This is a genomic window from Streptomyces clavifer, assembly GCF_036345975.1.
Lineage (GTDB): Bacteria > Actinomycetota > Actinomycetes > Streptomycetales > Streptomycetaceae > Streptomyces > Streptomyces clavifer.
In genome coordinates this window covers 4,742,277-4,755,352 of the sequence record NZ_CP107793.1, presented here as the reverse complement: position 1 = coordinate 4,755,352, position 13,076 = coordinate 4,742,277, and the positions used below count along the sequence as shown (strand labels likewise).

General features: G+C 71.8%; 10 protein-coding genes. 4 read left to right on the top strand and 6 right to left on the bottom strand.

Annotation, left to right across the window (positions count from 1 at the left end; all coding sequences use genetic code 11):
- Nucleotides 1-58 precede the first annotated feature (58 nt).
- Nucleotides 59-1,885: a phosphoenolpyruvate carboxykinase (GTP) gene (locus tag OG927_RS20910; RefSeq protein ID WP_330320612.1), complete on the bottom strand. Its 1,827-nt coding sequence runs from the start codon at nt 1,883-1,885 to the stop codon at nt 59-61.
- 209 nt (nt 1,886-2,094) lie between these two features.
- Here OG927_RS20910 and trhA point away from each other — a divergent pair, with 209 nt between their 5' ends.
- Nucleotides 2,095-2,778, top strand: a complete 684-nt coding sequence (gene trhA, locus OG927_RS20905) for a PAQR family membrane homeostasis protein TrhA (RefSeq protein WP_056794706.1) — start codon at nt 2,095-2,097, stop codon at nt 2,776-2,778.
- Between the two features lie 72 nt (nt 2,779-2,850).
- Here the strand turns inward: trhA and OG927_RS20900 are convergent, their stop codons facing one another.
- On the bottom strand, nt 2,851-4,869 hold the full coding sequence (locus tag OG927_RS20900) for a thioredoxin domain-containing protein (RefSeq protein ID WP_330320611.1): 2,019 nt from the start codon (nt 4,867-4,869) through the stop codon (nt 2,851-2,853).
- A 417-nt stretch (nt 4,870-5,286) separates the two neighbouring features.
- On the opposite strand from OG927_RS20900, the gene OG927_RS20895 reads away from it, so the two are divergent.
- On the top strand, nt 5,287-8,553 hold the full coding sequence (locus OG927_RS20895) for a tetratricopeptide repeat protein (RefSeq protein WP_330320610.1): 3,267 nt from the start codon (nt 5,287-5,289) through the stop codon (nt 8,551-8,553).
- Between the two features lie 98 nt (nt 8,554-8,651).
- Here the strand turns inward: OG927_RS20895 and OG927_RS20890 are convergent, their stop codons facing one another.
- On the bottom strand, nt 8,652-8,918 hold the full coding sequence (locus tag OG927_RS20890; protein ID WP_330320609.1) for a hypothetical protein: 267 nt from the start codon (nt 8,916-8,918) through the stop codon (nt 8,652-8,654).
- 1 nt (nt 8,919) lies between these two features.
- Entirely contained in the window at nt 8,920-9,801 is an 882-nt protein-coding gene (gene mca, locus OG927_RS20885) for a mycothiol conjugate amidase Mca (RefSeq protein ID WP_124281311.1), read from the bottom strand.
- 97 nt (nt 9,802-9,898) lie between these two features.
- Between mca and OG927_RS20880 the strand changes: the two genes are divergently transcribed.
- Together OG927_RS20880 and greA are read left to right on the top strand one after the other, a co-directional pair.
- Nucleotides 9,899-10,300, top strand: coding sequence for a DUF4307 domain-containing protein (locus OG927_RS20880; RefSeq protein ID WP_056793703.1), 402 nt, complete (start codon nt 9,899-9,901; stop codon nt 10,298-10,300).
- Nucleotides 10,301-10,515: 215 nt separating this feature from the next.
- The gene (gene greA, locus OG927_RS20875; protein ID WP_056793701.1) at nt 10,516-11,013 is read left to right on the top strand and encodes a transcription elongation factor GreA; all 498 of its coding nucleotides are present in this window, start codon (nt 10,516-10,518) and stop codon (nt 11,011-11,013) included.
- 97 nt (nt 11,014-11,110) lie between these two features.
- Here the strand turns inward: greA and OG927_RS20870 are convergent, their stop codons facing one another.
- Both OG927_RS20870 and OG927_RS20865 read right to left on the bottom strand, forming a co-directional pair.
- Nucleotides 11,111-11,971, bottom strand: a complete 861-nt coding sequence (locus tag OG927_RS20870; protein WP_056793699.1) for an ABC transporter permease — start codon at nt 11,969-11,971, stop codon at nt 11,111-11,113.
- On the bottom strand, nt 11,968-12,975 hold the full coding sequence (locus OG927_RS20865; RefSeq protein ID WP_056793698.1) for an ATP-binding cassette domain-containing protein: 1,008 nt from the start codon (nt 12,973-12,975) through the stop codon (nt 11,968-11,970). The genes OG927_RS20870 and OG927_RS20865 overlap by 4 nt, the downstream gene beginning before the upstream one ends.
- Nucleotides 12,976-13,076: the final 101 nt, after the last annotated feature.

The following is a 13,076-nucleotide window of genomic DNA, read 5'->3' as shown; positions in this document are numbered from 1 at the left end:
TGACCCCACAGGTCAGGGCGGATGTCGGGAAGCCCGGCCGCGGGGATCAGGAGTGGGGTCAGCCCAGGCGCTGCACCAGCGCGCGGTACTCGTCCCACAGCTCCTTCGGCGTGTGGTCGCCGAAGGTGTTGAGGTGCTCGGGGATCAGGGCGGCCTCCTCGCGCCAGATCTCGTTGTCGACCGTGAGCAGGAAGTCCAGGTCGGACTCGGAGAGGTCCAGGCCGTCGGTGTCCAGGGCGCCCTTGGCCGGCAGGATGCCGATGGGGGTCTCGACGCCCTCGGCCCTGCCCTCCAGGCGCTCGACGATCCACTTGAGGACGCGGCTGTTCTCACCGAATCCGGGCCAGACGAACGTGCCCGCCTCGTTCTTGCGGAACCAGTTGACGTAGTAGATCTTCGGGAGCTTCGACTGGTCCGCCCTGTCGGCACCGACCTTGACCCAGTGGTTCATGTAGTCGCCCATGTTGTAGCCGCAGAACGGCAGCATGGCGAACGGGTCGCGGCGCAGCTCGCCGACCTTGCCCTCGGCGGCGGCGGTCTTCTCGGAGGCCACGTTGGCGCCGAGGAATACCCCGTGCTGCCAGGTGAAGGACTCGGTGACCAGCGGCACGGCGGAGGCGCGACGGCCGCCGAAGAGGATCGCCGAGATCGGCACGCCCTTCGGGTCCTCCCACTCCGGCGCGATGATCGGGCACTGCCCGGCCGGGACGGTGAAGCGGGCGTTCGGGTGGGCCGCCGGCGTACCGGACTCGGGGGTCCAGTCGTTGCCCTTCCAGTCCGTGAGGTGGGCGGGGGGCTCTTCCGTCATGCCCTCCCACCACACGTCGCCGTCGTCGGTGAGCGCGACGTTGGTGAAGACGGAGTTGCCCCACATGGTCTTCATGGCGTTGGCGTTGGTGTGCTCGCCGGTGCCGGGCGCGACGCCGAAGAATCCGGCCTCGGGGTTGATCGCGTACAGCTGGCCGTCCTCGCCGAACCGCATCCAGGCGATGTCGTCGCCGATGGTCTCGACGGTCCAGCCGGGGATCGTGGGCTCCAGCATGGCGAGGTTCGTCTTGCCGCAGGCGCTCGGGAAGGCCGCCGCCACGTACTTCGACTCACCGCGCGGCGGCGTGAGCTTGAGGATGAGCATGTGCTCGGCGAGCCAGCCCTCGTCGCGCGCCATGACGGAGGCGATGCGCAGGGCGTAGCACTTCTTGCCGAGCAGGGCGTTGCCGCCGTAGCCGGAGCCGTAGGACCAGATCTCGCGGTCCTCGGGGAAGTGCGAGATGTACTTGGTGGAGTTGCACGGCCACGGGACGTCCGCCTCGCCCTCGGCGAGGGGGGCGCCCAGCGTGTGGACCGCCTTGACGAAGAACCCGTCGGTGCCGAGCTCGTCCAGGACCGCCCGGCCCATGCGCGTCATGGTGCGCATCGAGACGGCGACGTACGCGGAGTCGGTGATCTCGACGCCGATCGCGGAGAGCGGCGATCCGACGGGGCCCATGCAGAACGGGACGACGTACATCGTGCGGCCGCGCATGGAGCCGCGGAAGACGCCCTTCGCACCGGTGAAGACCTCCCGCATCTCGGCGGGCGCCTTCCAGTGGTTCGTCGGGCCCGCGTCCTCCTCCTTCTCGGAGCAGATGAAGGTGCGGTCCTCGACGCGGGCGACATCGCTCGGGTCGGACGCGGCGTAGTACGAGTTCGGACGCTTGACCGGGTCGAGCCTGGTGAAGGTGCCCTTGGATACGAGCTCCTCGCACAGGCGCTCGTACTCGGCCTCCGAGCCGTCGCACCAGACCACACGGTCCGGCTGGGTGAGGTCTGCGATCTCGTCCACCCAGGAGACGAGCTCCTGGTGGTCGGTGGGAACAGTGAGGGGAGCCGCGATGTCGCGCGCCACGATCGCTCCTTGTCGAGGGTGTCTGCTTACTGGTGCCCCGTGGGGGCTGCGACCCGGATGCTGACCCCTTCGATTCCCCTGGCGCTCATCCGGTGCCGACCGCACTCATTTGATCATCCGACGATCGCGCCCATATGTCCAGAGGGCCGCACACGTGAGCATCGCCACTCGGATCGGCTACCTACGGAACCGTAGGTAGCATGGCGCCCATGACTTCTGCCGCCGCGTCCGGACCTGTCGAGCTCGACGACCCCGTCCCCGTGAAACCACGGATGCGCGGCTGGCTGCACGCCGGAATGTTCCCCGCCGTGCTGATCGCCGGGATCGTCCTCATCGCCCAGGCGGACAGCACCCGTGCGCGGGTCGCCTGCGCCGTCTACGTCCTCAGCGCCTGCCTGCTCTTCGGTGTGAGCGCGGTCTACCACCGCGGGACCTGGGGACCGGTCGGCGAAGCGATCCTGCGTCGGCTCGACCACGCCAACATCTTCCTGATCATCGCGGGGACGTACACGCCGCTGACGCTGCTCCTGCTGCCCGAGTCGACCGGGCGCCCGCTCCTGTGGGCGGTCTGGGGCGCGGCGGCGGCCGGCATCGCCTTCCGGGTGTTCTGGGTCGGCGCGCCGCGCTGGCTCTACACCCCGTGCTACATCGCCATGGGCTGGGCCGCGGTGTTCTTCCTGCCGGACTTCATGCGCACCGGCGGCATCGCCGTGCTGGTCCTGGTCGTCGTCGGCGGCCTGCTCTACAGCGCGGGCGGCATCATCTACGGCATCAAGCGGCCGAACCCCTCACCGCGCTGGTTCGGATTCCACGAGGTGTTCCACTCGCTGACCCTCGCGGCGTTCATCGTGCACTACGTCGGCATCTCGCTGGTGGCCTACGGGCGCGGCTGAGCGCAGCACGACCGGGCCCCCGCACAGCTGTGCGGGGGCCCGGTCGTGCCCGTCGTCCGTTCCGCCGGCCCTTCAGCCGCCCAGCTTCTCCGCCAGCTCCCCGGCGTCCGTGGTCGGCGCGTCGCACACGAAGTGCCGGCAGACGTACGCGGCCGGCGCCCCGCCCACCTCCGGCCGGTCCACCAGCAGCGGGAACTCGGACCCTGCGTCCGGCCCTTCACCTGCGGCGACCACGGCGCCGGGCGCCCGTCCCAGCAGGGCGGTCCGGTGCAGCTCCCCGCCGACCGGTCCGGCCACGGCGACCTCGCGCGGGCCGTCCAGCAGGGCCTCCGCGACCGCGAGACCCCAGCCGATGAACCGGGGAGCCTTCGGGCCGAGCGCCCGCACCACCCCGAGCGCCCCCTCGGCCGCCGTCCGGTGCGCTTCCGAGCCGGTGTGCGCGGCGTACGAGAGCAGTGCTCCGGCTGCGGCGGTCCAGCCGGCCGGGGTGGCGCTGTCCGTGGGGTCCTGCGGGCGGCGGATCAGCTGCTCGGCGTCGTCGGCGGTGTCGTACATCTGCCCGTTCTCGCCGGTGAACCGTTCCAGCACGATGTCCAGCAGGAAGCCCGCGAACTCCAGCCAGGCGCCCTCCCCCGTGACGGAGGCCAGCGCGAGGAAGCCCTCCGCGACGTCGGCGTAGTCCTCCAGGACCCCGGCGTTGTCGCCCGCGCGGCCGTCCTTCGAGGTGCGGCAGAGGCGGGCCGCATCGCCCATGTGGACCCGGACGAGCAGGTCGGCGGCCTCGGTGGCCCGCTCGACCAGGTCCGGCCTGTCGAAGTAGGCACCGGTCTCGGCGAGCGCGGCCACGGCGAGTCCGTTCCAGGCGGCGACGATCTTTTCGTCGCGCTCCGGCCCGACCCGCAGCTCGCGCGCCGCCAGCAGCCGGGCCCGCACGTCGGCGACCCTCGCCTCGTCCACCGGCCCCGACCCCGGCAGTCTGAGGACGGAGGAGCCCTCCTCGAAGGTGCCCTCACCGGTCACGCCGAAGTGCTCGGCGGCGAAGGCGGCGTCCTCCTCGCCCAGCACCTCGCGCAGCTGCGCGGGCGTCCAGACGTAGTACGCGCCCTCGACGTGCCGGCCCTCCGCGTCCTCGCTGTCGGCGTCCAGCGCGGAGGCGAAGCCGCCCTCCGCGGTCCGCAGCTCGCGCACCATGAAGTCCGCCGTCTCCAGGGCCACCCGCCGGGCCAGGTCCGAGCCCGTGGTCCGCCACAGATGGGCGTAGACGCGGCACAGCAGCGCGTTGTCGTAGAGCATCTTCTCGAAGTGCGGGACGACCCACTCCCGGTCCACCGAGTAGCGGGCGAACCCGCCGCCCAACTGGTCGTAGATACCGCCGCGGGCCATCGCCGCGCAGGTGTCTGCGGCCATCTGCAGGGCGCCCTCGGCCCCCGTACGGGCGTGGTGGCGCAGCAGGAACTCGATGACCATGGACGGCGGGAACTTGGGGGCGCCGCCGAACCCGCCGTGCTTCTCGTCGTACTCCCGGGTCAGCCGCAGCAGCGCCTGGGCCAGCTCCTCACCCCCGGGTACGCCTTCGCCGCCGTGGGACAGGGAGCGGCCGGCGAGGTCCCGGACGATGCGCCCGGCCACCTCGGCGACCTCCTCGCGCCGGTCGGTCCAGGCGGCCACGACGCCTTCGAGCACCTGCTGGAAGGAGGGCAGGCCGTGGCGGGACTCCGGCGGGAAGTACGTGCCGAAGTAGAAGGGCTCGGCGTCGGCGGTGAGGAAGACGGTCATCGGCCAGCCGCCCTGGCCGGTCGCGGCCTGGACGGCCTCCATGTAGACGGCGTCGACGTCGGGCCGCTCCTCGCGGTCGACCTTCACCGGCACGAAGTGGGCGTTGAGGTAGGCGGCCACCTCCGCGTCCTCGAACGACTCGTGGGCCATCACGTGGCACCAGTGACAGCTCGCGTACCCGACGCTGAGCAGCACCGGGACACCGCGCCGACGGGCCTCCTCGAACGCCTCGGGCGACCACGGCCACCAGTCGACGGGGTTGTCGGCGTGCTGGAGGAGGTACGGGGACGTGGTCTGCGCAAGTCGGTTGGCCATTGCCCAATCCTTGCGCATCCCGCCGAGCCCCGTCCGTCTGCCACGAGGAGAACAGCCGGACGGACGGGACGGGCTCACGGGATCAGGCGCGCCCGGGCCTCGCGTCGGCACGAGGGAGCCAGCGCGAAGCGGTGACCCGTGCGGCCGGCGGCGGGGTGCCCGCGCCGCCCGTCAGCAGGCGCGAGGGCGGCGGCCTCGGCCGTCACCGCCCCCGCGCACCGGCACCGGCGGCACGGCGTCCGCCTTCCCGCCCGGCGGACGCCCGTCGCCGCCGGGATCCGGGTCGCCGCGGGCCGTCCCGCGCGTACGGCGGACGGCGCGCAGTCTCGCGGACTCCCTGTCGCTCACGCGCTCGGCGCAGCAGACTGGGTGCTCCATACAGCGGGCCCGGCCTGGAGCCGGAAGCGAGGGGGACGCATGCGGGACAGCCATCGGGTGGAAGCCGAACGGCTGGTGGTACGCGCCGTGGAGGAGGAAGCACGGCGCACCGGCGGACGCACCGACTCCGGAGCGCTGATGGCGCGTGCGCGGGGCGCACTCGACACCATGGCGGCGGGTGCGGCCGACGAATACGCCGCCTACACCCGGGCGTTGGACGCCGCCGGGGCGGGGTCGCAGCCGCTGTCGGCACGGTTCAGCAGGGCGGCCCTGGGAACACCGCTGCTGGTGACCGGGGTTGCGGCCGCTGCGGCCTTCGGCGCGGATCTGGTCCTCGGCACCGCGACCGGTCTCGCCCTCGGGGCGGGTGCGGTCGTCGCCGTGGCGGGGACGACCGCGACGGTGGCCCGGGCGACCGCCTCGCACTGGCCCGCCGCACATCGCAGCGCGGGCGAGCGGAATCAGCCCGGCGGCCCCGAACAGCTACGGCTGGAGTGGCTGACGGCGCTGGAGGTACGGGGCATCCGCCCGTACCTCGACCAGCAGCGCGTGTTGACCGCCTCCTCGCGGACGCCGAACAAGAAGACCGCCTCCGTGGTGCCGCAGCTGCGCGGCGGGGACCGCAGCGCGGCCGCCCGCACCCGGTCGGTCCTCGAACAGTCCTTCGGTCATCTACCCGCCGCCGACGGCCCGTTCGCGGGGCGCCGGAGCGAACTGACGCAGATCGCCCAGTGGGTGCACGCCGCTCGCGCCTCCACGGAGACCAGGCCCACCGTCGTCGTGCTGCACGGCACGCCGGGCTCCGGGCGCACCGCCCTCGCCGTGCGGGCCGCCCACGCGCTCAAGGACCAGTTCCGGGGGGCGTGCGTGGTCGATCTGCGCGGCGATGTGGCGGGGGAGGCGCCCCTGCCGACCCGGGACGCCCTGCTGCACCTCCTGAACCGGCTGGGCGCACCGCGCGAACAGCTGCTCTTCCGGGACAGGTCGTCCGCGGGCCAGCAGGTGCGGCGCCTGAGCGAGCTCTACCACCAGCACCTCACGGGCACCCCCGTCACGATCATCCTGGACGACGCCACCGACGCCGCCCAGGTCCGCACCCTCCTCCCCGAGCGCTCCGACAGCCTGGTCCTCGTCACGGCCCGCGAGCCGCTCGAGCTGCCCGCGGACATCCCGGCCCGGGTGCACCTGCTGCCGGTCGCCGGACTGGACGCGGCGGGCGCCGAGGAGCTGCTGCGCGAGTCGGCCGAAGCCCTCCGGGCTCTCGGCACCGCGCAGGCCGGGGAGGCCCCGGCGGAGGGCGGACCGTACGACCACGCGTCCACCGACGCCGTCGTCGAGCTGTGCGGCGGGCTTCCGCTCGCCCTGCGCGTCGCGGGCTCCTCGCTCGGCACGCGCACCCGCGGTGAGCTCGCGGCGGACCTCGGCGCCTACGGCCCGGTCCCGCCCGTCGAGCGGGCCCTGTGGCTGCGCTACACCGACCAGTCCGAGCAGGCCCGGCGGCTGCTGCGCCGGCTCGCCCTGGCGGGGCGCGCGAGCCTCGGTGCCGCGGCGGCCGCGTCCCTGCTGGCCGCCGACGAGCAGGAGGCCGGACAGCTGCTGGACGCCCTGTGCCGGGCCGGGCTGCTCACCCATGTGCGGGGCTCGCGCTACCGGCTGCACGACCTCGTACGGGCCTTCGCCCTGGCCAGGCTGCTGGACGAGGAGGACGCGGCGGACCGCACCGCCGCGCAGGAACGCCTCGTCCGGAACTACGCGGAGCTCGCCGACGCGGTGATCCGGATGGTGGACGGGAAGATGTCCACCCGCGCCGGGCACTTCGGCTCGCACGGCTTCAGCTCGCTGGACGCGGCGCTTCGCTGGCTGGACGACGAGTCGAGCTTCATCACGTCGGCGCTGCGGCACTCGGAGGGCGTCGACCAGCGGGCCGTGCTGCATCTGCTGGGTGCCCTGTGCGACTACTGCCTGCTGCGCGGTGACCTCTACCGGCTCGGCGAGATCAGCGAGCTGACGCAGGCCGTCGACCAGGGGCTGCTGGAGCGGTCCGTCCAGTGGCGTACGGGCATCGCGGCCCGCCAGCTCGGCGAGCTCGACAAGGCCCGCACCACGCTGTCCTCCGTCGTCGGCCTGTACCGCGAGGCGCACAACGACGCGGGGGCGGCGCTCGCCCTCTGCTCGCTCGGCATCACCCTGCACCACCAGGGCAATCTCAGGGAGGCCTCGGCGCGGCTGCGGGAGGCGCTCGACCTGCAGGCATCCCCGGAACAGGCCGAGGACCGGGCCTGGTCCCTGCACGCCCTGGCCGCCGTGGAGCGCGACCGGGCGAATCCGGGCGAGGCCCTGGCCCTGCTCGACACCGCGCTCACCCTGCACCGGGAGGGCGAGTCGCTGCACGGCGAGGCCTGGACGCACTTCCAGCTCGGCCAGGTCTGCCTGCGGCTGGGCGAAGTGGCCCGGGCCGACGAGGAGCTGTCCGCCGCGCTGGACCTGTACGGCCGCACCCGGGACGAGCGCGGGGAGGCCTGGGCCCTGACCCAGCTGGCCCGCGCCCGGCTGATGGACGGAGACGTCAGCAGCACGGCCCCCGCGGTGGAGCAGCTGCGCGAGGCCCTGGCCCGGCACCGGGGCAACGAGGACGCGCGGGGCGAGGCCTGGACGCGGTACTACCTGGGGCAGGCGCTCGAGGAGGACGGCGACACCGACCAGGCGGTGCGGGAGCTGGAGCGGGCCCGCACGATGTTCTCGCGGATGCGGGACGTCTACGGCCTCGCGTGCGCCCGGCACCACTCGGGCCGGGTCACCCGTGACCAGCGGGCCGCCCAGACGGGGAACCTCCGCAACTCCGGCTTCGCCCGGCAGCTCCTCGCCGACGCGCGGGCCGACTTCCGACGGATCGGGGTGCCCCACGGGGAGGCCTGGACCTGCCTGGAGCTGGCCCTGGTGGACGGCGGGAACAACCGTACGGCGCAGGCGCTGGAGCTGTGCGACGAGGCGATCGGCCTGTTCGCCTCGTACGGGGACGCGCGGGGCGGGGACTGGGCCGTGTTCCTGCGGTGCACGCTGCTGCCGTACGCGTCGCCGGGCGGCAGCGAGGTCGGCACGGCGGTGGCCCAGCAGGAGCTCGCGGACCTGCTCCTGGCCGCCCACCCGATGCGGGACGGCAAGCTGGAGGACTGCGCCGAGGCGTTCCGGGTGGTCCTGAACCGCGGGGTGGACCTGGAGGACGGCTGGCAGGCGTGGCGCCTGGGCCTCACCCCGCCCCGGCACGCCCGCGAGGTCATGGGCGTGCCGGTGGGGGCCCGGCCGTAAGGAGGCACGGCCCTGCGCGTCGGCGGGCGACGCCCTCGGCCCCGGCGTGCGGGGGCCCGCTCCCCCACGCCCGGTGCGCCGGAGCGCGGGCCCGGGCGCTATTCCGTGGGCGCCCCGGCCGGCGCCTTCCCCGGCGCTTTACCGGACGCCTTACCCGGCGCCTTCCGCTCCGCCGCGGAGGGCTCCGGGGCCTCCTCGAAGTCGACCTTGCCCATGTGGCGGTTCATCGACTTCATCAGGAACCACACCCCCACGGCGAGCGCCGCGAAGACGAGGAAGCCGAGAACGCCTGGGGTCACCTTGTTCTTGTCGAGCTCGTCGGCGGCGAGCGGGACGAGGTGCGTCAGTGCCTGGGTCGCGTACATATCAGGCATTGTCGCGGATGCCCGCGAAGAGGTCGCTCTCGGGGAGGGAGGTAGCGACCAGGGACGTGGCGAGCTCGTACTCCTCGGTCGGCCAGACCTCCCGCTGGATGTCCATCGGAACCCGGAACCAGCCGCCGTCCGGGTCGATCTGCGTCGCGTGCGCGATGAGCGCCTTGTCGCGGATCTCGAAGAACTCGTCGCACGGAACGTGCGTGGTCAGCGTGCGTTCGGCGCGCTCGAACTCCTTCCAGCGCTCCAGCCACTCGCCGTACGGGGACTCCAGCCCCCGGGCGAGCAGCGCCTCGTGGAGCGCGACCGTGCGCGGCTTGTTGAAGCCCTGGTTGTAGTAGAGCTTCTGCGGCTGCCAGGCGGGGCCGAAGTCCGCCTCGGGGAACTTCTCGGTGTCCGCCGCGCCCTCGAAGGCGATCATCGAGATGGTGTGCGTCTTGATGTGGTCGGGGTGCGGGTACCCGCCGTTCTCGTCGTAGGTGGTGATCACCTGCGGCCGGAACGCACGGATCTTCGCGACCAGGCGCCCCGCCGCCGTCTCGTCGTCCTCCAGGGCGAAGCAGCCGTCGGGCAGCGGCGGCAGCGGGTCGCCCTCGGGCAGGCCCGAGTCGACGAAGCCGAGCCACTCCTGCTTGACGCCCAGGATCTCCCGGGCCTCGTCCATCTCCTTCTTGCGTACCTCGTGGATGTGCTCCTCGATGTACGCGTCACCCTGGAGTTTCGGGTTGAGGATGGATCCGCGCTCGCCCCCTGTGCAGGTGACGACCAGGACGTCCACCCCCTCGGACACGTACTTGGCCATGGTGGCCGCGCCCTTGCTCGACTCGTCGTCGGGGTGGGCGTGAACGGCCATCAGTCTCAGCTGCTCGGTCAAGACTCGGTCCTCAGTGATTGGTCGCGAAGGTCGGCTTCTATAGTGACTGAACCGGGGGGTGGAAAATTCCACGGTCCCCGGCACGGGAGGAACGATCATGGCGGCGGTACGCGAGGCCTTGCCCGACGGGCGCTACGGCAGGTCCGAGGACGAGCGCGCGGACCGCAAGCTGAAGATCATCGGTGCGGTGCTGGGTGTGGGTCTCCTCGGCATCGTCGGCTGGTTCGGCTACGACTACGTCGCCGGCCAGGACGTCAGCGGTGAGCTCATCAAGGCGAAGATCGTCTCCGACGACCGGGCCGAGGCGCACCTGGAGGTCCGCAAGGACCGGGGCGCCGACGGGTACTGCACGGTCCGCGCCCTGCGCGAGGACGGCGCCGAGGTCGCCCGCAAGGACTTCCGGTTCGACGAGGACGCCGACCGGGTCGACAAGGTCGTCTCCCTGCGCACGACCTCCAGGGCTACCGCCGTCGAGCTGATGGCCTGCACCGCCGGCTGACGGCGTGCGCGCCGGGCTCCCGGCCGCGCCCGAGGGCGCGCGACGCACCTGATCCGCGCGCTCCGGCTCTGACCAGGTGATACGCCGGTGTGCCGGTTTACGTTCTCCCCCTTTTCGCGGGGAATTGTTAGGCTCGTGGTTTCGCCCACCCGTGGCAGCGCATGCTTGGGGTAGGGCGTTGCTTTGTATTCACCAGTACCGACGAGGAGCACCCTGTGACCCAGACCAGCGAAAACGTCACCTGGCTCACGCAGGAGGCGTACAACCAGCTCAAGGCCGAGCTGGCACGCCTCACTGGTCCCGCGCGCTCGGAGATCACCGTCAAGATCGCGGCCGCTCGCGAGGAGGGTGACCTCAAGGAGAACGGCGGGTACCACGCGGCCAAGGAGGAGCAGGGCAAGATGGAGCTCCGGGTGCGTCAGCTCACCCAGCTCCTGGAGCACGCGAAGGTCGGCGAGGCACCTGCCGACGACGGCGTGGTCGAGCCCGGCATGGTCGTGACGATCGCCTTCGACGGCGACCCGGACGACACCCTCACCTTCCTGCTCGCCTCCCGCGAGTACGCGAGCGCCGACATCGAGACGTACTCCCCGCAGTCCCCGCTCGGCGTGGGCGTGAACGGCAAGCGGATGGGCGAGGACGCCGAGTACGAGCTGCCGAACGGCAAGAAGGCGACGGTGAAGATCCTCACGGCGAAGCCGTACTCGGGCTGATTGCCAGGCCGCCGGGAAGTTACGGACACACATCTGCCCGAATTGCGGGTATTTCGCTGCCCGTAACTTCCCAACGGCCCTGAGCGCGTCAGGCGCGTCAGGCGGTGGCGGAGCGGTATTTGCGGACCGCCAGGGTGCGGAAGACCACGATGATCAGCACGGACCAGATCACCGAGGCCAGGATCGGGTGCTGCATCGGCCAGGCGTCCGGCGTGACGAAGCCCGGCGGCAGGTTCCCGAACAGCTCGCGGCAGGCCTGCACCGTGGCGCTGAAGGGGTTCCACTCCGCGATGTGGCGCAGCACGGTCGGCATCTGGTTGGCGTCCACGAAGGCGTTCGAGATGAACGTGAGCGGGAACAGCCAGATCAGTCCGCCGGACGTGGCCGCCTCAGGTGTCCGCACAACGAGGCCGATCAGCGCGCCGATCCAGGAGAACGCGTACCCCAGCAGGAGCAGCAGCAGGAAGCCGAGCAGCACCTTGCCGAGGTTCTCGTGGGTCCGCCAGCCGATGATCAGTGCGACACCGGCGAGCACGACGAGGGTGAGCGCGGTCTGCACGAGGTCGGCGAGGGTACGTCCGGTGAGGACGGCGCCCCGGGCCATCGGCAGGGACCGGAAGCGGTCGATCAGCCCCTTGTGCATGTCGTCCGCGATACCCGCTCCGGCGCCCGCGGTGGCGAAGGTGACGGTCTGGGCGAAGATCCCGGCCATCAGGAATTCACGGTAGTCCGCGGACGAGATGGTGCTGCCGACCTTGATGGAGCCGCCGAAGACGTAGGTGAACAGCACCACGAACATGATCGGCTGGATCAGCCCGAAGATGACCATCTCCGGGATGCGGGCCATGCGGATCAGATTGCGGCGGGCGACGACGAGGGAGTCGGCGACCGACTGGCCGATACCGCTGCGGTGGCTCCGCGGGAGGAGTTCTTCCGCGGTGTCCGTGGTGGCAGTCACTGCCCGTCCTCCTTCGGGCCCTTCGCGGCCCGGGTCGATCCGCCCTCCCCGTTGGCCCTCTCCAGCTCGGCGGCGTGGCCGGTGAGCGAGATGAAGACGTCGTCGAGGGTGGGGCGGCGCAGGCCGATGTCGTCGATCTCCACACCGTGGCTGTCGAGATCGCGGATGACTTCGGCGAGCAGTTTGGCCCCGCCGGTGACCGGGACGGTCAGCTTGCGGGTGTGTTCGGCGAGGGAGATCTCGCCCTTGCCGTAGGTGGCGAGCACCGCGCGGGCGGGTTCGATCTGGTCCGGCTGGTGCACGACGACCTCGACGCGCTCCCCGCCCGTGCGGGCCTTGAGCTGGTCCGAGGTGCCCCGGGCGATGACCTTGCCGTGGTCGATCACACAGATGTCGTGGGCGAGGTGGTCGGCCTCCTCCAGGTACTGCGTGGTCAGCAGCAGCGTCGTGCCGCCCGCGACGAGCTCCTGGATGACCTCCCACAGCTGCTGCCGGTTGCGCGGGTCGAGTCCCGTGGTGGGCTCGTCCATGAACATCACCGGCGGGGAGACGACGAGCGCCGCCGCCAGGTCGAGGCGGCGGCGCATGCCCCCGGAGTACGTCTTCGCGGTGCGGTCGGCCGCGTCGGAGAGGTTGAACCTCTCCAGGAGCTGCACCGCCCGTTTCTTCGCGTCGCGGCCGCTCATCTGGTAGAGCTGACCGACCATCTGCAGGTTCTCGCGGCCGGTCAGGTATTCGTCGACCGCCGCGAACTGGCCGGAGAGGCCGATCGAGCGGCGGACCTCGTTGGGATGCTTCAGTACGTCGATGCCCGCCACGACAGCTCGTCCGCTGTCGGGCTGGAGCAGGGTGGTCAGCACGCGCACGGCGGTCGTCTTGCCTGCACCGTTGGGCCCCAGCAGGCCCAGAACGGTGCCCTCGGGTACGTCGAGATCGACGCCGTCCAGTGCTCGTACCTCGCCGAAGGTCTTCACCAGGCCTTCGGCGTAAATGGCGCCTGGCATACGGGATTCCCCCAGTTGCTTTCGGGTGACTTCCTGAGCCGATCCTAGATTTCCCGGCGCTCCCGCGCCGGGATGTTCGGACGGCTCGGCGGTGCACGCTA